Source organism: Flavihumibacter solisilvae, assembly GCF_000814475.1.
In the GTDB taxonomy this organism is placed as follows: Bacteria; Bacteroidota; Bacteroidia; order Chitinophagales; family Chitinophagaceae; genus Flavihumibacter; species Flavihumibacter solisilvae.
The window spans coordinates 58,448-81,233 of record NZ_JSVC01000011.1; the positions used below are offsets into that span (position 1 = coordinate 58,448).

20 protein-coding genes are annotated in these 22,786 nt (G+C 47.5%); 9 read left to right on the top strand and 11 right to left on the bottom strand.

Translation table 11 applies throughout. The features are described from left to right. Nucleotides 1–9: 9 nt before the first annotated feature. The 5 genes from rodA to OI18_RS10625 form a co-directional block, all read right to left on the bottom strand. On the bottom strand, nt 10–1,353 hold the full coding sequence (rodA, locus tag OI18_RS10605) for a rod shape-determining protein RodA (RefSeq protein ID WP_039139751.1): 1,344 nt from the start codon (nt 1,351–1,353) through the stop codon (nt 10–12). After that, nucleotides 1,350–3,449, bottom strand: a complete 2,100-nt coding sequence (mrdA, locus tag OI18_RS10610) for a penicillin-binding protein 2 (RefSeq protein WP_039139752.1) — start codon at nt 3,447–3,449, stop codon at nt 1,350–1,352. Before mrdA ends, rodA begins: the two co-directional genes overlap by 4 nt. 77 nt (nt 3,450–3,526) lie before the next feature. Next, nucleotides 3,527–4,060 carry a hypothetical protein gene (locus OI18_RS10615; RefSeq protein ID WP_039139753.1) on the bottom strand — a complete coding sequence of 178 codons (534 nt, stop codon included), beginning with the start codon at nt 4,058–4,060 and terminating at the stop codon, nt 3,527–3,529. Next, nucleotides 4,053–4,907, bottom strand: coding sequence for a rod shape-determining protein MreC (gene mreC / locus OI18_RS10620; RefSeq protein WP_039139754.1), 855 nt, complete (start codon nt 4,905–4,907; stop codon nt 4,053–4,055). Before mreC ends, OI18_RS10615 begins: the two co-directional genes overlap by 8 nt. A gap of 17 nt (nt 4,908–4,924) precedes the next feature. Continuing rightward, nucleotides 4,925–5,950, bottom strand: coding sequence for a rod shape-determining protein (locus OI18_RS10625; protein WP_039139756.1), 1,026 nt, complete (start codon nt 5,948–5,950; stop codon nt 4,925–4,927). Between the two features lie 207 nt (nt 5,951–6,157). Here OI18_RS10625 and OI18_RS10630 point away from each other — a divergent pair, with 207 nt between their 5' ends. Together OI18_RS10630 and OI18_RS10635 are read left to right on the top strand one after the other, a co-directional pair. Beyond that, nucleotides 6,158–7,309 (top strand): MFS transporter, encoded by a 1,152-nt coding sequence (locus OI18_RS10630; protein WP_039139924.1) that lies wholly within the window; start codon nt 6,158–6,160, stop codon nt 7,307–7,309. Between the two features lie 30 nt (nt 7,310–7,339). Next, nucleotides 7,340–8,185, top strand: coding sequence for an alpha/beta fold hydrolase (locus tag OI18_RS10635; RefSeq protein ID WP_052273084.1), 846 nt, complete (start codon nt 7,340–7,342; stop codon nt 8,183–8,185). Nucleotides 8,186–8,192: 7 nt separating this feature from the next. On the opposite strand, the gene OI18_RS10640 is transcribed toward OI18_RS10635, so the two are convergent. Then, nucleotides 8,193–9,188: a tryptophan 2,3-dioxygenase gene (locus OI18_RS10640; protein WP_052273085.1), complete on the bottom strand. Its 996-nt coding sequence runs from the start codon at nt 9,186–9,188 to the stop codon at nt 8,193–8,195. A 30-nt stretch (nt 9,189–9,218) separates the two neighbouring features. Then, on the bottom strand, nt 9,219–10,502 hold the full coding sequence (purD, locus tag OI18_RS10645; protein WP_039139760.1) for a phosphoribosylamine--glycine ligase: 1,284 nt from the start codon (nt 10,500–10,502) through the stop codon (nt 9,219–9,221). A 160-nt stretch (nt 10,503–10,662) separates the two neighbouring features. On the opposite strand from purD, the gene OI18_RS10650 reads away from it, so the two are divergent. After that, nucleotides 10,663–12,432, top strand: coding sequence for a peptide MFS transporter (locus OI18_RS10650; protein ID WP_039139761.1), 1,770 nt, complete (start codon nt 10,663–10,665; stop codon nt 12,430–12,432). 24 nt (nt 12,433–12,456) lie between these two features. On the opposite strand, the gene apaG is transcribed toward OI18_RS10650, so the two are convergent. Next, nucleotides 12,457–12,843, bottom strand: a complete 387-nt coding sequence (gene apaG, locus OI18_RS10655) for a Co2+/Mg2+ efflux protein ApaG (RefSeq protein WP_039139763.1) — start codon at nt 12,841–12,843, stop codon at nt 12,457–12,459. A gap of 145 nt (nt 12,844–12,988) precedes the next feature. Here apaG and OI18_RS10660 point away from each other — a divergent pair, with 145 nt between their 5' ends. After that, nucleotides 12,989–14,440: an NADP-dependent isocitrate dehydrogenase gene (locus OI18_RS10660; RefSeq protein WP_039139926.1), complete on the top strand. Its 1,452-nt coding sequence runs from the start codon at nt 12,989–12,991 to the stop codon at nt 14,438–14,440. A 100-nt stretch (nt 14,441–14,540) separates the two neighbouring features. Here OI18_RS10660 and OI18_RS10665 read toward each other — a convergent pair whose 3' ends face one another. From OI18_RS10665 to OI18_RS10675, 3 genes are all read right to left on the bottom strand, one after another. Then, nucleotides 14,541–14,885: a translation initiation factor gene (locus OI18_RS10665; RefSeq protein ID WP_039139765.1), complete on the bottom strand. Its 345-nt coding sequence runs from the start codon at nt 14,883–14,885 to the stop codon at nt 14,541–14,543. 24 nt (nt 14,886–14,909) lie between these two features. After that, the gene (gene nadC, locus OI18_RS10670) at nt 14,910–15,770 is read right to left on the bottom strand and encodes a carboxylating nicotinate-nucleotide diphosphorylase (protein WP_039139767.1); all 861 of its coding nucleotides are present in this window, start codon (nt 15,768–15,770) and stop codon (nt 14,910–14,912) included. A 109-nt stretch (nt 15,771–15,879) separates the two neighbouring features. Further along, nucleotides 15,880–16,269 carry a DUF4783 domain-containing protein gene (locus tag OI18_RS10675; protein WP_082037920.1) on the bottom strand — a complete coding sequence of 130 codons (390 nt, stop codon included), beginning with the start codon at nt 16,267–16,269 and terminating at the stop codon, nt 15,880–15,882. 185 nt (nt 16,270–16,454) lie between these two features. Here OI18_RS10675 and gpmI point away from each other — a divergent pair, with 185 nt between their 5' ends. Genes gpmI through OI18_RS10700 form a run of 5 tightly spaced genes read left to right on the top strand, consistent with a single transcriptional unit; the run spans nt 16,455 to nt 22,775 of the window. After that, entirely contained in the window at nt 16,455–17,981 is a 1,527-nt protein-coding gene (gene gpmI / locus OI18_RS10680; RefSeq protein WP_039139771.1) for a 2,3-bisphosphoglycerate-independent phosphoglycerate mutase, read from the top strand. A 20-nt stretch (nt 17,982–18,001) separates the two neighbouring features. Continuing rightward, entirely contained in the window at nt 18,002–18,493 is a 492-nt protein-coding gene (locus OI18_RS10685) for a heme-binding domain-containing protein (RefSeq protein WP_039139772.1), read from the top strand. A 1-nt stretch (nt 18,494) separates the two neighbouring features. Continuing rightward, a complete protein-coding gene (locus tag OI18_RS10690) occupies nt 18,495–20,696 on the top strand; it encodes a TonB-dependent receptor plug domain-containing protein (protein ID WP_052273086.1) in 2,202 nt (733 codons plus the stop codon). Nucleotides 20,697–20,756: 60 nt separating this feature from the next. Further along, nucleotides 20,757–21,335, top strand: a complete 579-nt coding sequence (locus OI18_RS10695; RefSeq protein ID WP_039139774.1) for an RNA polymerase sigma factor — start codon at nt 20,757–20,759, stop codon at nt 21,333–21,335. Nucleotides 21,336–21,392: 57 nt separating this feature from the next. Continuing rightward, entirely contained in the window at nt 21,393–22,775 is a 1,383-nt protein-coding gene (locus OI18_RS10700; protein ID WP_039139776.1) for a hypothetical protein, read from the top strand. Nucleotides 22,776–22,786 lie beyond the last annotated feature (11 nt).

Here is a 22,786-nt window from a genome sequence, read left to right on the forward strand (position 1 = left end):
ATGAAATAATCAGCGGAGAACCATCTGCCTGTCTGCATCAAGTCGCACCAGGATGAACAACAGCATGGTGAATGTCAGCAATGAAGTTCCCCCGTAACTGATAAAGGGCAATGGGATCCCGATAACCGGTGCAAGACCAATGGTCATGCACAGGTTAATCGCAATATGGAAGAAGAGCACAGATGCCACCCCGTAGGCATAACACCTGCTGAACACACTTCGTTGTCGTTCGGCGATACTGACGATCCGCATCAGCAGGAGAAAATAAATACCCAGCAGCACCATGCTGCCGATGAAACCAAAACCTTCCCCGATGGTACAGAAAATAAAGTCTGTTCGCTGTTCCGGTACGAAGTCATAACGGGTCTGGGTGCCCTTCAGCAGGCCCTTTCCTAACAGGCCGCCACTTCCGATAGCGATCTTGCTTTGTTTTACGTTGTAATCTCCGTCATCTTTTTTCTTCGTAGTCGTATTGGCTTCGATATCGAGTGCCGCATTTGCATCAGTAGGCACATAATCTTTTCCGATCGTATCATAAATGCGTTTAACCTGGTAGGGTTGCAGCACATTTTCGAAGATATAGGGCACAACAAAACGCTGGATACCTACACAAACAAACCAGATTCCCATGATGAGGAAAAGGATCCGCCGTTTCCGCTTGATCTGCCGTCGCAGGAAATAAATGGCCCCTGCTGCTATACAGGTGAGTACGATCGCAAGTGTATTAGGGTCAACCAGCAGGGTTGCCACCACTAACACGGCAAGGGAAAATCCTATGATGAGCACTGCAGCCGGCAGACCTTCCCTGAACATTACCAGGAAGAAAGAAAAATAAACCAGCGCAAGACCTGTTTCCTGCTGCATTATCGTGATCATGGCCGGGAGTATAGCGATGGCGGCAGCGATGATCTGCGAACGAAGCCTGGAAAAATCCGTTTCCACGCGTGACAGGTATTTAGCCAGTGCCAGGTTTACGAACACCTTACATAACTCAGCAGGCTGCAACTGGAATCCACCAAACCTGATAATTGATTTTGTTCCCTTTACTTCTGTATGGAACGGGAACACGAGGAGCAATAATACAATCCCGAATACATACCAGAGGTTTGCAGTCGCTGTAAAGAATTTGCTGTCTGTCAGCAAAATAAAAATGGCCAGTACCCCACCGATCCCAAAATACAGGAGCTGGCGGCTGTAATCTGTCTTTAATGAAAGGAATGACTGGATGATAGAATCGCCTTCCTTATATGTGGTTGCAAAAATGCTGAGGATTCCGACGCTGACCAGTATGATGTACAACCATACGAGCAACCAGTCGATGCCTTTTGATATTTCAGGTTTGCGTTGGCTCATGATATCGGATGGGTGCGTTGAGTTTTATTTTTCTTTTCTGCCGGCAGGATCGCTTCGTTCATCATTTTTACTGTTCTTCTCTCCGGTGCCGGAGGAGTTTCTTCCGGTTGTTCTTTTGGAAATGTTGCTCCACGCTCAAGGAACCGGCGGATCACGCTGGTATCATTGGTCATTTTAAACCATTTGAACGCGCGGATCGAATCCTGTTTGTATTGTTCGCGGATCACCCATCCCGGCATCAGGTCTGCTGCGGCGATTCGTTCCACTTCTTTAATGCGCTCCGGACGAAGGGTGTCGTTAAGATACTTTTCCATCATCAGGGCGGCGATAGGACCAGCCCAGGTGCCACCATAGCCTGCGTTTTCGACAACCACAGCGATAGCGATTTTTGGATCTTCACGAGGGGCGAAGCAAACGAAAACCGAGTTGTCCTTCAGCTTTGTCCTTTTCCCGTCTATCACGCGGTAGTTTTCAGCCGTACCGGTTTTAGCACAAACATTAATACCAGGAAGCTGTGCCATTTTTGCTGTACCAATTTCCACCACATCCTGCATGCCCGACATTACGGCTTCAAATGCTTCATCAGAAATTTTGGTAAGCGGCTCATGCTTTTGCCTGAATTTGTTCATTAAGGTATCTTCAGCTGTTTCAAGGTCGAATTTGTCCACGAAGTGAGGAGTATAATAATATCCCTTGTTGGCAATGATGCACATCGAGTTGGCGAGCTGGAGCGGTGTGGCAAGCATCATATCCTGCCCGATCCCGAGCGTAAGGTTTGTACATGAATTCCACGAATTGCGGTAAACCTTGTTATACACGGAACTGTCGGGGATATTGCCTTTGTCTTCACTTGGCAGGTCAACGCCTACCCGTACCCCAAGGTCAAATGCGTTCATATAATATTTCCACTCCTGGTAACCGTTCTTGACATTTCCGAACTTGTTTGCGTCTACAGCCAACCGGTAGATGTGTGTAAAATAGGAGTTACAGGAATTGGCGATTGCCAGCCGAAGGTTCGCAGCATGCCCGGGGTTGCTGTGAAGGCATTTAACCGGTCTTGCGCACCCGTAGTAGGCACCGTTGCACCCTATTCCGAACGATGGTGAAATTACGCCCTCATCAAGCGCTACCAGCGCACCGAGCGGTTTGAATGTTGACCCTGGCGGATATTGTCCTTTGATGGCCCGGTTCAGGAGCGGGCTGCTTACATCAAGAAACAGCTTGTTGAAATTCTTCTGTTTATCGGGCCCTGTCAGCATGTTGGGATCATAGTTTGGTCCGGAGGCCATTGCTATAATGCCACCCGTTTTGGGCTCGATGGCAACAAGGCCACCGACCTTGCCCTTCATAAGTTTTTCTGCGAGTTGCTGAACTTCAATATCGAGGTAAGTGCGCAGGTTCCTACCGGCTACAGCAGCTGTGTCGAAAGCTCCATTTTCGTATTTACCGACAAGCCTGTTCTTATTATCCTTGATCATGTATTCAACACCCCGCTTCCCCATCAACACATTCTCGTAGTACTGTTCGAGCCCGCTTCTTCCAACGAAGTCACCGAGACGGTAAAAATTATCTGAACGCTTGATGATATTGGAATCTGCTTCGCCGATATAACCCAGGATATGAGCCGCTGCCCTGAAAGGATAAGTGCGCACCGGGCGCTCCACGAGGCTGAATCCCGGAAACTTGTAAATGTTCTCTTCCAGGCGTGCGTGTACTACGGGCGGAAGCAGGTCTTCAAATATACTGGGGCGATAACGGCCGTTCTTTATGATGGAAGTAATGATCCGCTTCCGGAATTCCGCGGTATCGATGCCCAGTAACTGGCAGAGGTAATTAGTGTCCACACCTTTAATCTGTGTGGGCGTTACCTCCAGGTCATACATGATCGTATTGTTGAGAATGGCCTTGCCCTTGCGGTCGTAAATGATCCCGCGGTCGGGATATTTTACTTTCGGGTATACGGCATTATTCAGCGCAAGTGTTTTGTATTTACCGGAAAACAGCTGAAGGTTCACCAGCTGCACCAGAATAACGATGAATATGCCTGCAAAGATCAGCCGGATTACTGTGGAACGTGATTGGTTGAATACAGACATAGATATATTGAAAATTGCAGATTGCGAAATTACATAACTCCCCAATCCAAAATCTACAACTTTCGGCCGGAATTCTGTTATGCAGTGTTTGTCCGGTACCTTTCCTTGCGGTAAAACAGTAATTCAGTGATCAGGATCAACAACAGGCTGACCGCAGTGGTGGCCCCGACTTTACCAAGGAAATACCAGAAGTTGCCAAACTCCATCCATTCCAGGAAGACAAGGTAGCCGTGATGTAATAAGGTCAGTACCAGTACAAAGAGTGAATAGGGCGCCAATCCCATACTATGAATGGAGGGTGCGCCATAGCTCTGTTCGGCACCTTCCTGCCTGATCAGGATATTGACGAGGAACGGGCGGACATATGCTATCAGCACGCAGGCAGCAGCATGTAAGCCGGGTGTTAACAAAAAGTAGTCGAGTGACAGTCCATAAACAAATGCCACTATCATCAGCCAGGTGCGACCCAGGCTGAAAGGCAACCAGAGCACATACAGAAAATAAAGATATGGTACGATGAACCGGTGCAATGGCGGAATCTTATGAAGGATATACACCTGCACCAGGATGAATGCAAAAAAGCGGAAGATATTTTTTAAAAGGTCATTCATTTGTCTTGCGGGTATTAGCTTCCAGCATTCTCTGTTCCTCCAGTTGCTTGTTCTGAACTATATATACATGTTGTACCGTGGAAAAATTAGTAGCGGAACGAAGCCTGAGGGTAAGGAAATTGGTACTCGGATCATTCACTACAGTATCAACGGTACCAACAAGGATATTCGCCGGGAAAATGGAAGAGAGTTCACTCGTAATAACTGAATCGCCTTTGTTGATTTTGACGTTTTTCGGGATATTTCTCATTTGTACAAACTGTGGACTGATTCCGTCCCAGCTTATGGTTCCCCTGTCGCCTGAGGTCTTCAGTTTCGCATCCACCTTGAATTGCCGGCTCAGCATTGTCATAACCGTAGAGAAGTTAGAACTCACATTCACTATTCTGCCTACAACTCCCCTCGGACCAATAACACCCATATCTACATTCACCCCCTGGTTCAATCCGCGATGAAGGGTGAAAAAATTGGTTTGCGTCGTAACGAAGCTGCCCACTACTTTGGCATCCCGGTAAAAATATTTCTGGTCCAGCACGAGTGAATCAACCCTGATGGAATCGACCACCAGCTGACGGGTGGTATCGGCGCCCTGGTAGTTGCTTCTCAGCAGCTCGCGCAGGTGCACATTTTCCTGAACCAGCGACTCATTTGCCTTCTTTAGCTTGAAATAATATTCGACTGTGTTGTACCTGGTATTGACGCTTCCGGTGATTTCGCTGGCTACACTCATAAAGGCAGCTTCATGATACCGGTTGTACCGGAACAGGAATGAAAGGGCCAGCACCTGCAGCGCAAGAAAAAACAGGAAGTTGAAATACCTGCGAATGAAGAGAAATATATTACGCATACTGCCGCTTCAGCTTATCAGCGCATTACAAAAGGATACCTGTCGTAGTTCTTCAACGCGATACCTGTACCGCGAACAACGCTTTTCAGCGGATCATCGGCAACGTGCACCGGCAGCTTGATCTTTTGACTCAGGCGTTTATCCAGTCCGCGCAACAAAGCACCACCCCCGGTTATATACAGCCCACGGCGGTAAATATCCGCTGCGAGTTCGGGTGGTGTAGTCTCGAGCGCTTTGAGGATGGCTTCTTCAATTTTGAAGATGCTCTTATCCAGAGCTTCCGCGATTTCCTGGAAGCTGACCATGATTTGTTTGGGGATACCAGTTACCAGGTCACGGCCGTTAACGGGAATATCATCCGGCGGATTTTCCAGGTCTTTCATGGCAGCACCGATCTGGATCTTGATCTGCTCAGCAGTTCTCTCTCCAATCAGCAGGCTGTGGTAGCGGCGAAGCGCTTCCATAATGTCTGCGGTAAATTCATCACCGGCAATACGGATGGACTGGTCGCACACGATTCCCGCAAGGGCAATTACCGTGATGCCGGTAGTACCACCACCGATGTCAATGATCATGTTACCAACCGGCTCTTCTACATCGATACCAATACCGAGTGCAGCAGCCATGGGTTCATGAATGAGGTATACTTCTTTTGCGCCTGCCTGTTCCGCACTGTCGCGAACAGCCCGTTTTTCCACTTCCGTGATCGAGGACGGGATGCAGATCATCATCCGCCAGCTTGGTGGGAATAAAGGTTTTTTGGGATAGATCATCTTGATCATTTCCCGTATCATGAGTTCAGCCGCGTTAAAGTCGGCTATCACACCATCCTTTAACGGACGAACGGTCCGGATACTTTCATGCGTCTTCTCGTGCATCATCAGGGCTCGCTTGCCTACCGCCAGCACATTCTTCGGATTATTACGGTCCAGTGCAACAATCGAAGGCTCATTCACTACAATTTCATCGTTATGTATGATTAGGGTATTGGCTGTACCCAGATCCATCGCGATTTCCTGGGTAAGAAAGTTGAATAATCCCATTTTATTGAGGTCAGATTTTTAGTCAGGATATAATGTCAGCAAAATTGATGCAAATAATCCGATTTATCAAAGTAGACGACATTGATTACCACTATTTTTTCCACAAATCACCAACCTTTGGTAAACGGCACGTAATCAGGCTTTAATGCTTGAACATATTAAATTTTTCCGGATTGATTCCAGAATAACATGCAGAAAGCTAATTCAATGATCAGTAAAACTGTCTGGATCCTTGCCCTGGTAAGCCTTTTCGCCGACCTTGCCAGTGAGATGCTGTACCCGGTTGTACCCGTATATTTAAAGCAAACAGGCTTTTCAGTAGCGCTTATAGGCATACTCGAAGGTATAGCAGAATTTACGGTAGGGTTGAGTAAAGGATATTTTGGCAAACGGTCCGATGATTCCGGGAAAAGATTACCCTTTGTACGCACAGGCTATTTCCTAAGCGCAGTTTCCAAACCCATGATGGCTGTTCTTACCTACCCATGGTGGATTTTTCTTGCACGTGTTACTGACAGGCTCGGTAAAGGGATCCGCACCGCAGCAAGGGATGCAGTGCTTTCCGCCCAGTCAGAACCACATAACAGGGCGCGGATTTTCGGTTTTCACCGGGCATGGGATACAACAGGAGCAATTCTCGGACCCGTTGCCGCTTTAATTTTCCTTCAGCATTACCCGGGAAATTATACTTCACTGTTTTATTGGGCACTGATTCCCGGGTTAATTGCCGTGATCCTGCTATTCCTTCTGAAGGAAACAACATCACCGCTCCCTGCAAAATCATCCGGCGGCTTCTTCTCTTATTTCAGCTACTGGAAAGATGCCGGAAAGAGTTACCATCGTCTAATCACGCCATTGTTGATCTTCGCCGTTGCAAATAGTTCAGATGCGTTCCTGTTACTGCAGGCCAAAAACCTTACCGGCAGTGATGTAATTACCATCAGTGCCTATATCTTTTACAATGTAGTGTATGCTCTTGCTGCTTATCCAATGGGTGTCCTGGCCGACAGGTGGGGCTACCGGAAAGTGATGACCGGGGGACTTATCGCCTTTTGCATTACGTATGCGGGTTTTGCCTTTGTCAGCAAAACCTTCCTGGTTTATGTACTGTTTTTTATTTACGGAATTTACGCGGCTGCCACAGAAGGTCTTTCGAAAGCATGGATCAGCAACCTGGCCAACCCGGGGAAGACAGCCACTGCTATTGGCCTGTACACATCCGCACAAAGTATCTGCACACTCCTTTCAAGTACTATTGCCGGGCTGTTGTGGACCGGTTTTGGCCCTGCTGCAGCTTTCGGTTTTTCTGCCTTACTGGCCCTGATTGCCCTGCTTGCCCTTGCATTACGAAAATTTTAAATGTTCGCCTTTTACGATTAACTTTCTGAAGTGCGATATATCCTGATTTACTGCCTGCAGTTTCTGTCACTTGCAGCCCTTTGCCAGGCTGTGGCTACATCCCCTGCCATTTCACCCGGGAATAGTAAGACCGGGAAGTTTTATTCCATGCGGGGATTCCGCATGTATACCGAAACTTACGGTACCGGGCAACCGCTGCTGATCATTCACGGAAATGGAGGATCAATGAAGGATTTCCAGAACCAGGTTCCCTATTTCATGAAGAAATACCGGGTGATACTGGCCGACAGCCGCGCACACGGCAGGTCGGTTGATACCGGCGATTCACTCAGCTATGAGCAGATGGCCGATGATTTTGCAGTCCTGCTCGATTCGATGCACATCGATTCTGCACACGTTTTAGGTTGGAGCGATGGCGGTATCAATGGCTTGTTACTGGCCATGCGGCACCCTGAAAAGGTAAAGAAGCTCGCGGTAACGGGAGCCAACCTGTGGCCGGACAGCACCGCAGTTTATCCAGATATTATCCGCATTATTGAACCGATGAATGATTCACTGAATAAAAAAGGTGAACTCAGCAAACAGGACAAACACCTTAAGAAGTTATTCCACCTGCTGCTCGATGAGCCGCATATTGCGCTTACAGACCTGGTTAAAGTAAAATGCCCGACACTCGTTATCGGCGGCGATCATGATGTGATCCGTGAAGAACACACGATGGCGATCTACCAGCATATTCCGAAAGCGTATTTATGGATATTGCCAAATTCAGGGCACAGCACTCCCGTCAGGTATAAAGAAGTGTTCAATACGACAGTTGACGACTTCTTCAAAAAGAATTATGAATCATACACCCCGCAAAAGAGGTTTTACTGAATCATGATCATGCGCCGGCATCGAAGCCCAGTCTTCGTTCCATGTTTTGACTCAGGGCAGGCAACTTTCTCCTTTCCACAAGAAAACTTGTGAGCTGGGCGATTTCCCTGAATATATAATGTTTGTCAACAGCACCTTTAAGGTATTCCTTGCCCGTGCTGCCTCCTGTTCCGACACGGGTTCCGATCATCCGATGCACCATATTCATATGACGATAACGCCAGGTGCTCAATTGTTCATCAATTTCCAGCAGCACATTCAATAACTGGAAGGGTAGTTGGAGAATGGGGTAACCCCGGTATAGCATGATAAACAAAGCTGCCCTGCCGGCCCTGGCCGACAATTGACGTTCAGTCTGCTCAATATTGTCAAAGACCCGGTGAAACCCTTCAAGATTGGCTTTCTCGTTATCAGAAAGGCTCTCCGTATATATGTTAGTATAATTATCCCACCACTGCGCTTCGATATCAAGGAAGGGCATGCGTTCCAGCCAGCTGTTCAACAGGCTGATCAATGGGCGTTCTGATTCCACTTTTTTAATAAGGTCGATCTGCTCCTGCCTTAACTGCGAGATATAGTATTCCTGTCCGTGGCGATGTTGGAATTGCAGTCCCAGCCTTGCTTCCAGCGCTTTGAATTGCCAACTTTGAAAACCTGACGCAGGCCTCAGCATATCGCGGAAATCAAGAAAGTCCATGGGAGTCATGGTCTCCATGATATCGATCTGCTGCACCAGTACTTTTAAAATAGTAACAACGCGCTGCAACCGGTGAACGACAGTCTGCAATTCCGGGGAATTATCATTGAGGGAAGGCTGCTGCATAATGCCATTCACTGATTCCACTTCGTACATGATCTGCTTGAACCAGAGTTCATACGCCTGGTGAATAATGATGAATAACATTTCATCATGCGCTGGTTTTCCCACCAGCCCACTTTCGGGCTGTTGCGAATCCAGGATCCTTTCCAACTGCAGATAATCTGAATAATGTACCACTTTCATCCCCGAGTTTTTACTGATTGTAATTCTTGTTTACGGCTTGAGGAATTCAAACCCAATATCCCGCCGATAATTCATTCCCTCAAAATTAAGCTGATCCAGCACTTTGCGTGATTTACCCAGGGCTTCAGGGATATTTTCGCCGTAAGATGTAACACAAAGGACACGACCACCGCTGGTCACCGTATTACCATCCTTACTGGATGTGCCGGCATGAAAAACGATGGAATCGACGGGCACCGGAAGTTCGAGGCCGGTTATAGCCTTGCCCTTTTCATAATCCCCGGGATAGCCCCCGCTCACCGCCATAACGGTGCAGGCCACACGAGGATCCTGGCTAACAGTTACCTGGTCGAGCTGTTCATTGCCGGTTGCCACAAGCAATTCGACAAGGTCATTGGCCAGGCGTGGCATTACAACTTCCGTTTCAGGATCGCCCATGCGGCAGTTGTATTCAATTACATATGGGTCGTTATTCACCATAATGAGCCCGACAAAAATGAATCCGCGATAATCGATCTTCTCTTTTTTCAGGCCATCAACTGTAGGTACGACTACCTGGTCAACTACTTTCTTCATAAAGCCGGCGTCTGCAAAAGGCACGGGACTAACAGCACCCATTCCACCGGTGTTGAGTCCTGTATCTCCTTCCCCTATCCGCTTATAATCTTTTGCTTCGGGAAGCAATACATAATGTTTTCCGTCGGTCAGCACGAATACACTTAATTCTATACCAGACAGGAATTCTTCTATCACCACTTTTTTACTGGCATCCCCGAATTTGCTTTGTTTGATCATTTCCCCGAATTCCTTTTCGGCTTCCTGGCGATCGTTAAGGATCAGGACGCCTTTACCCGCGGCCAGGCCGTCTGCCTTTAACACGATAGGAAGTGAATGATTCCGGATATATGCGATTCCATCATCAAAGTTGTCCGCATCAAACTCCCGGTAAGCAGCTGTAGGAATCTGGTGTCTTTCCATGAATGCCTTTGCAAATGCCTTTGAACCTTCGAGCTGGGCTCCGAACTGCGATGGACCGATCACGGGCATACCCTCAACCGGGTGCAGCCGGAAATAGTCGACGATTCCTTTTACCAGCGGCTCTTCCGGACCTACAAGCAATAGCCCGATCTTATTGTCAAGGCAAAACTGCCTGATCGCGGGAAAGTCGGTTATGGAGAGCGGAACGTTTGTGGCCAGGCTTTCGGTGCCTGCGTTGCCCGGTGCAACGAACAACTTATCACATAACGGGCTCTGTGCAATTTTCCAGGCAAACGCATGTTCCCTGCCGCCGGACCCCAAAATCAATATATTCATGATGAATGTTTCTGATATGAATGACAGTAATCAAATCCTTTCCGGGTGCGAAAATAGAGAAATGGTGCCAAAGGCCGCTCCTATGGCGGCTATATCAATTTTATCCTTATTTTGCCGCCGTTCAAAAAAGCTCTAAACTTAAAAAAACACGCACCCCCCGATGAGTCAATCTATGATTGCTGCAAAAAAAGGACATCCTAAAGGTCTGGCCGTTCTCTTCAGCACAGAAATGTGGGAACGGTTCAACTTTTATGGAATGCGCACCATCCTGACCCTCTTTCTTTCAGAGGCACTGCTGATGGGCGATGAAAACGCTTCCATTATATATGGTGGCTACCTCGGGTTAGGTTACCTGACACCGATGCTCGGAGGTTATATTTCCGACAAATACCTGGGTAACCGTAACTCGATCTTATTGGGTGGTACTCTAATGGCCATCGGGCAATTGATTTTGTTTACCAGTGCCAGTACGTTTGCAACAAATCTTGATCTTTCAAAGACGATGATGTGGACAGCGCTGCTGTTCGTGATCTTCGGAAACGGGTTCTTTAAGCCTAACATTTCTTCGATGGTTGGACAACTCTATCCAAAAGATCAGAAATCCAAGCTTGATTCTGCGTTCACCATATTTTACCTGGGCATTAATATGGGTGCATTTCTTGGCCAGTTCATCTGTCCTTTCTTCGGCGATGTAAGAAATGAAGTGGTTGCAGCGGATGGAACCGCTACATTCGTCCGCGACCTGGGTGCATTCAAGTGGGGATTCCTTGCGGCGGCAATAGCCATGATTATCGGAACAGTATCATTCTTTTTCCTGAAAAATAAATACGTTGTTACCCCGGATGGTAAGCCCGTGGGCGGAAAACCAGATAAGAATGAAGTGCACGAAGACGAAGCTACCCATGCGCATTTTTCCAACACGTCAGTCGCAGTGCTCTGCATAACGCTCGTCGTTACATATTTCCTTTTCCAATACATTTCCTGGGACCCGGCAAAAATGCCAATGAATGGTTCGGGCCTCGGAGCCTATTTTTCGGCGCTGGCAGTTTCTCCCATCAAAACATTTATCTATCCATTCATTTATGCTTCAGCGATCAGCCTGGGAATCTTCATCCTGACCGATAAGTCATTGACTAAAGTTGAAACTCACCGGATCCTGGTACTTTATATAGTTGCGTTCTTCGTGATCTTCTTCTGGGCTGCCTTTGAGCAGTCGGGTTCATCGCTGACATTTATTGCAGCAAGGCAAACGGATACGCGGATCTTCGGCTGGACGATGCCGCCGAGTATGGTACAAATTTTCAACGGCGTCTTTGTAGTCATATTTGCCATTCCATTCAGTATACTATGGGACAAGCTGCAGAAGCGCAGACTTGAGCCGATTTCAACAGTGAAACAGGCAATAGGACTGGCACTTATCGGCATAGGCTATTTCATTATTGCAAGCCAGGTAAAAGGCTTGGGAACTACTGGTAAGATCGGGGTTATCTGGCTGATCGTACTCTACCTGATGCACACCTGGGGTGAGCTTTGCCTTTCTCCGATCGGTCTGTCACTTGTTGCCAAACTCGCACCGAAAAGATTCTCTTCCTTGCTGATGGGAGTTTGGTTTATCGGGAACGCCGCCGGTTACGCATTGACTGGTACACTGGGCGCATTGTTACCACCGACCGGGGAGAATTATGAAAAAGCTGCCAAAGCCGGAATTGACCTGCAGGGCATTCTTGACAAGAAAATAGTACCTACAGCTGAACAGCTTTCAATACTGGCAGAAAAGAAAATTGCATTTACCTACCCGACTTTCGCCGGGTTCACCATTGAAAGCCTTTACGACTTCTTTATGTTGTTCGTGATACTTTGTGGTACTGCAGCACTTATGCTATATGCACTGACTCCATTGATTAAAAGGATGATGCATGGAGTTAGATAATGAGTGAAACAGTGACAGTGAAACTCAGTTGTATTTAAAGGGAACAATCATTTCAAAAGCGGGAATGTCGACGTCAAAGAATCTTTTGGTGTCGACATTTTCCATTTGATAGGAACCGGACATTCTGCCCATTTCTGACCTCAGGTTGCATCCGCTGACGTACTGGTAACGTTCTCCAGGCTGAAGAACCGGCTGAACTCCTACAACTCCTTCACCTTCCACTTCCCGGTATTCGCCGTTTGAGTCGAAAATATACCAATGTCTCCGATGCAGTTTTACAGAAAAATTGTTGTGGTTGTCGATGGTGATCCTGTAAGCAAACATGAATTCGCCCGACATGGGATTGGAATAATCGGGCTGATAGTAGGTTTCCACACTCACCTCAACACCTTGTGTGGTAGTACTGCTCATTCAGTGGAATTTGTTTTAAAGGTAGAGAAAATCGCTCGCTGCCGGCAGTTTTTTGTTCAATAATTAATAAATCAATGTTGCCACTGACTTACCTTTGCAGCGCTTCCCGCAAAGGCAGGGAGATCAAATCCTCAAAAAGAAATATATGAAAATCGCTGTTGCCAAAGGAGATGGAATCGGACCTGAGATCATGGATGCCGTCCTGACAATTTTCAATGCCAACAAGGTGCCCCTGGAGTATGAGAACGTGGAGATGGGCAAATGGGTTTTTGACAAAGGTTTCTCTAACGGTATGACACCCGAAGCGCAACAGTCGATCGAATCACTTGGCATCCTCTTCAAAGGACCAATGGAAACACCAAAAGGGAAGGGTGTAAAAAGCGTAAATGTAACAGCCCGCAAAACCTGGAATACCTATGCAAACAAGCGGGTCTTCCAGACGCTGCATGGAGTCGACACCGTTTTCAGCAAAGCGGGAATCCCTATTGACCTTACAATCGTTCGCGAAAATATTGAAGACACTTATGGCGGAATTGAACATATGCTTACGCATGATGTTGCCCTTAGCCGCCGCTTTATTACCCGTCCCGGCAGCCTCCAGGTGATCAAATATGCTTTTGAAATGGCCAGTAAAAACGGTGCGCGCAGGATCACTTGCGGTCACAAGGCCAATATCATGAAGATCACTGATGGACTTTTCCTTGAAGTCTTTTACGAAGTAGCCAAGGATTATCCTAACCTGAAGGCGGACGATGTGATCGTTGACGATCTCTGTATGAAACTGGTGAGCCGTCCGCAGGAATTTGATGTAGTAGTACTTACCAACCTGCAGGGTGATATTGTTAGCGATCTTTGCGCAGGCCTCGTTGGGGGACTGGGCTTTGCTCCTTCAGCAAACATCGGTGACCATATTTGCATCTTCGAAGCCGTACATGGTACCGCACCGGATATCGCCGGCCGCAATATAGCAAACCCAACGGCACTCTTGCTTAGCGGCATTGCAATGCTGCGCCACCTGGGACTAATGGAGAACGCGGCAGTAATTGAGAATGCCCTTCTTTATACTCTTGAAAGCGGAGTCCACACCGGTGATTTTGGTGATAAGAATATTGCTTCGGTTAATACCACCCAATTCGCTGAAGCGATCATTGGAAACCTTGGCAAGACACCTGCCCATGGCGCACGCCCCTTGCTGCCAAACAAGCCTGTTACTCCGACGGTATTCAAACTGGCAGAAAACCCGTTGATCATAACGCAGGAACTCGAAAACGAGCAGGTAGTAGGTGTCGATTTTTTCATTGAAAGCACCGAACAGCCTAATGCGGTGGCAGAAAAATGCCTTCGTCATACCGGCGACCTGTTTAAACTTGTGAATGTGAGCAACCGTGGTACCCAGGTATGGCCGAAAGGATCTGTATTTACCAATATGGTTAACCAGTACGGCTGCAGGTTTGAAAGTGTGGGTGAAGCTAATGTTACACAGACTGACATCCTGGAATTATACAAAAAGCTGGCGCAGGATTTCAAAGTATGTTCTACAGAACTCCTTAATAAATGGGGCGACAAAAAGGCTTATAGCCTTGCGCAGGGGCAATAAAAGTCATAGATCGAACTACGGTATTGTATCCAGTGAATAAGTGAATAAAGCATTCACTTATTCACTTATAGGCTAATCGCCATTAAGTGCATGCAGTTATTCACACTTTCTTCGATTTCGAATAGCCGTTCTTAAGAAGGAAAGTCATTACCTTCTCGCGCTGATCGCCCTGGATGATCACTTCGCCATCCTTCACTGCTCCTCCTGTGCCGCAAAACTGTTTCACCTGTTTACCTAGCTGGTCAAGGTCGTTTTCTGTTCCAATGAATCCCGAGACGAGCGTAACCATCTTTCCCCCGCGTTGTTTATTATCCAGTTTAACCCTGAGCTGTTGCTTTCCGGGTTCAATGGTTTCGTGCTGCGGAACATCTTCCGGCTCAAAGCGGAAAGTGGGATCGGTTGAGAAAACGAATCCATTCCTGTCAGCTTTATTCCTCTTCGACATGGCTGATAAATTAAAATCTCAAAATTAAACAATCTTTGCCTTAAGGCTCAGGTCAACGCTTCGTGCCTGGTGGATCAACGCCCCCACGCTTACAAAGTCAACATCCGTCTTCGCATAGTCAATAAGGTTGGAAAGATTTATACCACCGCTGGCTTCCGTTTCAAACTGCCTGTTGATAATGGAAAGGGCTTCTGTAATATTGTCCGGGGTGAAATTGTCCAGCATTATCCTGCTTACTTTTCCTTTACCTGCACTGATCACTTCCTTAACATCCTTAAGCGTACGCGTTTCCACTTCAATGGCCATTCCAGGTTTGTATCGCTGGACATAATCCCATGCCTTTTCAATTGCCTTTGTGATATTCCCGCAATAATCGATGTGGTTATCTTTCAGCATGATCATGTCATAAAGTGCGAACCGGTGGTTGACTCCGCCACCTATAGCCACTGCCCATTTTTCCATCAACCTGAAATTCGGCGTTGTTTTCCGGGTATCGAGGACACGGGTGTGATAGCCCTCCAGCTGGCGGGTATACTGCCGCGTTAGTCCGGCTATTCCGCTCATCCGCTGCATACAATTCAGTACAAGCCTTTCACACTGGAGAATGGTATGGATATCCGCATCCACTTCGAATGCAACTTCGCCAGATTTCATTTCATCGCCATCCTTTTTGAAAGGCCTGAAATCAATCTCAGGCTGCATATGCCTGAAGATCTTTTCAGCAGCTTCCATTCCCGCCAGCACACCATCTTCCTTGATTTTCAGCACAGCAGTGCCTTTCGCCCCCGGGGGAATGACACTCAATGTAGAGTGGTCACCATCTCCTATGTCTTCTGCCAGCGCATTCCTGATGAGTTTGTCCAGCAGGTCGTTAAAAGCTATCATGCAGCAAATCTAACTGTGGAGTTGCAAATCTTGTGAATTTGAAATTAAAAAAGGGCCTGCAGAAAGAAACTGCCAGGCCCGTCTTTTCAAGGGGATAATATTGTTATTGTCACTCCTGCTGAAATCGCATTTCCTGGAGCAACTGTTTGTCGCCTTTCTGCTTCATAAAAAGGGTGGTACGGTAACGGCCATTGTTGGTCATAAGCAAACCGATGACATAATTTGCACCGTTGTTCTCACCACGATGTTTCAGCTCGAAATTTTTAACACCACCATTATTGTTAAAGAAATCCTTAAGGATCATTTCTGCCTGGCTGCGGCTGTAGTTGTCGCTTCTTTCGGGTAGCGTAATATCTACCCTGCTGTCAAAGTAACGGGAAAGCAGGTTGGCATTGCCTGATTTCAGGGCCACCACCACCGAATCCATTTCGGGTCTGTTGGTGAATCCCGCCAGCAGAATACCCACTGCCAAAAGGATGCATGTAAAAAATGATTTCATACGTTTACGTTTACAGGTTTTTATTGGATTTCAGGGGTATTACGGATTTTTGCAGCACCATACACTATCCCAAAAGTGTGCCAACTACCTGAAGGTCACGTTAGTTGGCTGATTTTTATGGGTTTACCAACCCCGAAAGGGCAAAATCAACTAGATTTACGCAACTGATAAGACGAATAGAAAAAATGAAAAAAGCAATCCTGATTATTATGGATGGATGGGGACTCGGAAAAGTAGCCGCCAGCGATGCCATCCAGCATGCCAATGTTCCTTTTGTTTCCGGTCTATATAATAAATACCCGCATACGACGCTCGTAACCTGCGGTGAAGCAGTCGGTTTGCCTGAAGGGCAGATGGGTAACAGTGAAGTGGGTCACCTGAACCTCGGCGCCGGCAGGATCGTTTACCAGGAACTGCAGCGTATAAACGTAGCTATCCGCGACGGGGAATTCCAACAGAATGCGACTTTACTGAACGCCATCCGTACAGCAAAAGCCAACGGCAAAGCTCTTCACCTGCTGGGACTCGTGAGCGACGGTGGCGTACATTCACATACAACGCACCTTAAAGCCATTACCAGTCTTTGTAAAAGCGAGAATTTTACCAATGTTTTCATTCATGCATTTACTGATGGCCGGGATACTGATCCCAAAAGCGGGCTGACTTACATGACAGCGTTGCAGGCACACCTTGATCAGACAACAGGTACTATCGCGACAGTCAGTGGACGATACTATGCTATGGACCGCGACAAGCGCTGGGAGCGGGTGAAACTTGCCTACGACGCAATGGTGAAAGGTACAGGTGAAAAGTCAACTAATGCCCTTTCGGCTATTGAACAGAGTTATGACCGGAACGTTACTGATGAATTTATTATGCCGGTAGTCATCACCAACAATGCGGGTATGCCGATAGCGCGGATCCAACATGGTGACAGTGCCATTTGTTTCAACTTCCGGACAGACCGTTGCCGGGAGATCTCCCAGGTGCTTACGCAGACGGACTTCCCTGACCAGGGCATGAAGCATTTCGACGACCTGCATTATACAACCATGACGGAATATGACAAGACTTTCCGGAATGTAGATGTGATCTTCGATAATGACAACCTCAACAACACGATCGGCGAAGTTCTGGCTGCGAATGGAAAAACACAGATACGTATAGCCGAAACTGAAAAATATCCCCATGTAACCTTTTTCTTTAGCGGAGGCCGAGAGACGCCGTTCGCCGGTGAATCAAGGATCCTGAAGCCTTCACCCAAAGTTGCTACATACGACCTGATGCCCGAGATGAGTGCATGGGATCTCACCAATGCCCTGGTGCCCGAAATTAAAGGCGGAAAGGCAGACTTCATTTGCCTTAACTATGCCAATGCAGATATGGTGGGCCATACAGGAATTTTTTCTGCTGCCATCAAAGCTGCTGAAACCGTTGACCAGTGTGTTGAAAAAGTTGTGACAGCTGCCCTTGAGCAGGACTATGTGGTTTTCCTTACTGCAGACCATGGTAATGCTGATTATATGATAAATGAGGATGGTTCGCCAAACACTGCACACACCCTGAACCTGGTGCCGCTTTTCATTATCGACAAAAACTGGAAAGGAACGGTGAACCCGGGTAAGCTTGCTGATATAGCACCCACCATCCTGCATTTCATGCAACTGCCGATTCCTAAAGAAATGACAGGAAATATTCTCGTTACTCATTAATACCCCCCAACTTCCGAAGTATGTTCAAAAAGTTCCTATTACTGCTACTGGTTGTTTTTGTCGTATTACAACTATTCAGGCCGCGGCTTGACAATACCGCGGGCGCTACAGGCACGGCCGGGATCAACAACCATGTTTCCGTACCCCAGCATGTTGACCAGCTGCTGAAGACCAGTTGTTATGATTGTCACAGTAACACCACAACATATCCCTGGTATGCATCTCTTCAGCCTGTTGGCTGGTGGCTCGATGATCATATATCCGAAGGAAAAAAGGAGTTGAACTTTGATGAATACGGAAACTACAATCTTCGCCGTAAGTATCATAAGCTGGAAGAAATTGCCGAACTGGTAGAAGAAAATGAAATGCCTTTGAGTTCTTATACGCTGGTGCATAATGATGCAAAGCTTACAGGAGATCAAAAGAAACTACTTGTTGACTGGACTTCGAAAGCGATGAATGACATGAAAGCGAAGTACCCGATCGACAGCCTGATCAGAAAAAAACAATGATTTGAAATTCCTCCTGCTTTTCCTGCTGCACTTTAAAGTCGTTACTGCCTTCGCACAGGAAGGGCCGGTTGATACTACTGCCCGGGAACTTGAAGAAGTGATTGTTTCCTATAACAAGTGGGAGCAACAACTCAATGAGATCCCCAATAAGGTAGTAAAGGTTAGCAGGAATGATATCATCCGAATGAATCCCCAGACATCGGCAGACCTGCTCGCGCAAACGGGGACTGTCTTCGTGCAGAAAAGTCAGCTGGGTGGGGGAAGTCCGATGATCCGGGGATTTGCCACCAACCGGATCCTGCTGGTGGTTGACGGCGTCCGGATGAATAATGCCATATACCGCAGTGGCAACCTTCAGAATGTAATCAGCATCGATGCGCTGAGTACGGAAACGGCAGAAATTGTTTTTGGTCCGGGCTCACTTATTTATGGCAGTGATGCTATTGGTGGCGTAATTGATTTCCATACACTCGAACCACGCTTTGCGAAGGATGGCAAAACGCTTACAAAAGCGAATGTGCTTGCACGTTATTCCACTGCCGACCGGGAAAAGACCATTCATGGAGATGTGGCAGTGGGGTGGAAAAAGTGGGCACTGGTAACATCCGCCACATTTTCGGGCTTCGATGACCTTCAGATGGGTAAACATGGCGGGCAGGACCGTTACCTGCGCCCCGAATATGTGGAACGGATAAACGGTTCGGATTCGATCATCCAAAACAGTGATCCGCGGACTCAGCGCTTCAGTGGCTATGACCAGACCAATTTCCTTCAGAAGATCGCATTCAGGCCGACAGAAGGTCTCCAACTACAATACAGTTTTGTTTATGGCGGCACGGGTATTGCTCCCCGTTATGACAGGCTTATCCAGTACAGGAATGGGGCATTGCGGTTTGCAGAATGGAATTATGGGCCAATGATCTGGCGTATGCATTCACTACGTGCCGATCTTGGCAAACGGACGAAATTGTATGATGAAAGCAAGCTTGTCGTGGCTTACCAGGATTATGATGAGAGCAGGATTGACAGAACGCGGAACCGCAATCAGCGGAACCGCCAGGCAGAAAAAGTACATGCATATAGCTTTAACTGGGATGCCAGCAAGTCGCTTTCAAAAGGCACTTTATATTATGGAACCGAGGTCGTGTACAATAAAGTTGGTTCGACCGGTACAACCAGGGATATTGTTTCGGGAGCTGAAGAACCATTTGTAAGCAGGTACCCTGATGGCAGCACATGGGCAACCAGTGGCCTATACGGTAATTATAAACTGAACCTAAGGCAAAAATTTACAGTCAATGCTGGCCTCCGTTACAGCTACAACTGGCTGGATGCGCGGTTCAGTCAACAGTTCATCCCCTTCCCCTATACAAAAGTTTCGTTGAATGAAGGAGCGCTTACAGGCAACACAGGGCTGGTGTTCAGGCCTGCTGAAGGCTGGCAGCTCAATGGAAGTATTTCGACTGGTTACCGGATGCCGAATATTGACGACATAGGCAAGCTCTTCGAAAGTGCACCGGGAAATATTACCGTTCCGAACCCGGAGCTTGGATCTGAATATGCCTGGAACTTCGAAGCCGGCGCTTCGCGCCAGGTTAAAAACGCTTACAGGGTTGAGGTGACCGCTTTTCATACTATCCTGGATAACGCCATTGTAAGAAGGCCATTTACCTTCAACGGGCAGGATTCCATAGAATTTGACGGGGAAATGAGCAGGGTTGAAGCACTTCAGAATGCCGCGAAAGCTACCGTGTGGGGTATCCAGGCAGCAGTTGACGTGAACCTGTTGCCGTCCTTGCGATTCCGTACCCTGGCTAACTGGATAACCGGCAAAGAAACTGATGATGCCAAAGATGAGCAGGTTCCGCTCAGGCATGCACCACCCTTTTATGGATCTGCTTACCTGCTTTATACAAAAGGCCGGTTCACTGCTGAGCTGAACGCCATTTACAACAGCGAAGTTAGTGCCGATGACCTTGCGCCATCCGAAAAGGCTAAGACGGATATCTACGCCAGTGATAAAGCCGGAAACCCCTACTCTCCCTCCTGGTACACACTGAATAGCCGGGTCAGTTGCCAGTTAAACAGGATACAGGTAACCGTTGGCTGGGAAAATATAACCAACCAGCGCTACCGTCCATACTCATCCGGAATTGTCGCTGCCGGATCGAACATGATAATCGCAATAAAAGCCGCCTTCTGACTTGTTGATTATTCTTTTGCTTTGAAAAAAAGCATAAATTACGATAGCATAACCTCCCTTATGACGGAAGAAGTCCTGTTACATGGATGTTTACACAATGATCCGCTGGCTCAGAAGGAACTGTATCAGCGGTACAGTCATAAGATGCTGTCGGTGTGTTACCGGTTCGCACACAATCGCGAAGACGCAGAGGATATGCTCCAGGAAGGATTCATCAAAGTATTTTCACAGATCCATACATTCCGCTTCCAGGGCGCATTTGAAGGCTGGATAAGAAGGATAATGGTGCATACCTGCATCAATCACCTGAAGCGGAATAAGAAGTTCAATGAAAGTGTGGATATTATCCACGCTTCAGGAGTTCAGACCAGGGAAGAGTCCATTCCTTCCATCGTTCAGGCAAAGCAGGTGATTGAATGTATCAGGATGTTACCGATCGGATACCGAACCGTTTTGAACCTGTATGCCCTGGAAGGATATTCCCATAAAGAAATCGCGGCAGTGCTTGACATAGAAGAAAGTACCAGCCGATCCCAATATACCCGTGCCCGCCAAATGCTTGAAGAAATACTTATCAGGAAAAAAATCTTGCAGAAACCGCATGATAAAGTCTCCCTTCTAGCAGCGTTTGGGCGTTAATCGGACTCTATAGGTAGTGGGTTAGTAATTGTAAACTTTATCCCTAACCGGATTAAGATGGAGCAACATTTTTTTGAGGACGAATTTGAACAGTTTTTAAGAGACAACGCCGATCAGCATAGAATGTACCCTTCTGATGGAGTGTGGACGAATATATATCGTCACCTGCACTCCGGAAGGAGAAGAGTCGCCCTGATCGTCATGCTCTTACTGGTATTCTCAGGCATTATCTGGCTGATGAAGACCAGTCCTGTTGGCAATGCTCCGCGCCAGCATGGCAACCATACCAAACCAGCAACAACCATTCCAGTCAACCGCTCAGCTTCAGGCCACTCCACCGTTTCTGTCAATGATATCATCGAAAAGCTCCGGGCAAAGTCACTGATGCCAAAGGTCAGCATTGCCGCACCGCTTGCACTGGCCCCACTTGACCTGGAACGTTCTGCTACTGGAAACAGGCGTGAGGCCGCCGGCATCGATGTGGTCAGAACATCGTACGAAATTGCAGCAGGTGTGGCATTTGCGCCTGAGGCGGAATTTGAAGAAACGGAAACAGCCACCCTCAGGAGTACGGACCGGTTTGACCTGGTGAAGGATTTTACAATCGAGGTACCTGGCACGGCTTTTCCGCTTGACAAAGGCCCTCATACAAAGCTAGCGGAGAATGCACCGATTCCCCAGGCTCCAGGTATAGTTAAACTGAACAACAAAAACAAGAACAGGCTTACTTACCTGATGTATTTTGCGCCATCGATCGGTTACCGGAACCTGTCAGAAGGAAAATCAAATTATACAAATGGTAATTCACCGCTTATGGTGAAACACCTGAATGTTAACCAGTTTGTAAACCATAAACCTGCCGTCGGATTTGAACTTGGCGGCGGTGTAAGGTACCAGGTTTCGAGGATCCTTGCATTCAGGACAGGACTGCAGATCAACCTTACCAGGTATACCATCGAGGCGTTTGCACATTATCCGGAACAGGCAACGCTTGCACTCAATTCAGACCTGGGCGTCCAGGATACCCTGGTAGCCACATCAACCCTGCGTAACCTTTCCGGTGACCAGCCAAGCAGGCTCCAGAATCAATATCTGCAGATCGGCATGCCAATCGGGGCTGACCTCAAACTGCTTGGAGATGCCCGGATCCAGGTGAATATTTCGGGCAGCCTGCAACCGACATACCTGCTGAATACCGACCAGTACATGCTCACCAGCAATCTTTCCAATTATGTGAAAGAGCCATCACTGATCCGGAAATGGAATCTTGCCAGCAGTGTGGAAGCATATATTTCTTACCAGTCAGGCGATGTCCGCTGGCAGATTGGTCCCCAGTTCCGTTATAATCTCTTCTCTACTTACCAAAGCCAGTACCCGATTAAGGAAAACCTGGTTGAATACGGGGTAAAGATCGGCATCAGCAAAAGCTTACGCCGGTAACCCGACCTTCC

Excerpts from the sequence above, each read along its gene's own strand:
- rodA (WP_039139751.1), bottom strand. The coding sequence starts at position 1,353 with ATGAGCCAACGCAAACCTGAAATATCAAAAGGCATCGACTGGTTGCTC.
- mrdA (WP_039139752.1), bottom strand. The coding sequence starts at position 3,449 with ATGTCTGTATTCAACCAATCACGTTCCACAGTAATCCGGCTGATCTTT.
- OI18_RS10615 (WP_039139753.1), bottom strand. The coding sequence starts at position 4,060 with ATGAATGACCTTTTAAAAAATATCTTCCGCTTTTTTGCATTCATCCTG.
- mreC (WP_039139754.1), bottom strand. The coding sequence starts at position 4,907 with ATGCGTAATATATTTCTCTTCATTCGCAGGTATTTCAACTTCCTGTTT.
- OI18_RS10625 (WP_039139756.1), bottom strand. The coding sequence starts at position 5,950 with ATGGGATTATTCAACTTTCTTACCCAGGAAATCGCGATGGATCTGGGT.
- OI18_RS10630 (WP_039139924.1), top strand. The coding sequence starts at position 6,158 with ATGATCAGTAAAACTGTCTGGATCCTTGCCCTGGTAAGCCTTTTCGCC.
- OI18_RS10640 (WP_052273085.1), bottom strand. The coding sequence starts at position 9,188 with ATGAAAGTGGTACATTATTCAGATTATCTGCAGTTGGAAAGGATCCTG.
- purD (WP_039139760.1), bottom strand. The coding sequence starts at position 10,502 with ATGAATATATTGATTTTGGGGTCCGGCGGCAGGGAACATGCGTTTGCC.
- OI18_RS10650 (WP_039139761.1), top strand. The coding sequence starts at position 10,663 with ATGAGTCAATCTATGATTGCTGCAAAAAAAGGACATCCTAAAGGTCTG.
- apaG (WP_039139763.1), bottom strand. The coding sequence starts at position 12,843 with ATGAGCAGTACTACCACACAAGGTGTTGAGGTGAGTGTGGAAACCTAC.
- OI18_RS10660 (WP_039139926.1), top strand. The coding sequence starts at position 12,989 with ATGAAAATCGCTGTTGCCAAAGGAGATGGAATCGGACCTGAGATCATG.
- OI18_RS10665 (WP_039139765.1), bottom strand. The coding sequence starts at position 14,885 with ATGTCGAAGAGGAATAAAGCTGACAGGAATGGATTCGTTTTCTCAACC.
- nadC (WP_039139767.1), bottom strand. The coding sequence starts at position 15,770 with ATGATAGCTTTTAACGACCTGCTGGACAAACTCATCAGGAATGCGCTG.
- OI18_RS10675 (WP_082037920.1), bottom strand. The coding sequence starts at position 16,269 with ATGAAATCATTTTTTACATGCATCCTTTTGGCAGTGGGTATTCTGCTG.
- gpmI (WP_039139771.1), top strand. The coding sequence starts at position 16,455 with ATGAAAAAAGCAATCCTGATTATTATGGATGGATGGGGACTCGGAAAA.
- OI18_RS10685 (WP_039139772.1), top strand. The coding sequence starts at position 18,002 with ATGTTCAAAAAGTTCCTATTACTGCTACTGGTTGTTTTTGTCGTATTA.
- OI18_RS10695 (WP_039139774.1), top strand. The coding sequence starts at position 20,757 with ATGACGGAAGAAGTCCTGTTACATGGATGTTTACACAATGATCCGCTG.
- OI18_RS10700 (WP_039139776.1), top strand. The coding sequence starts at position 21,393 with ATGGAGCAACATTTTTTTGAGGACGAATTTGAACAGTTTTTAAGAGAC.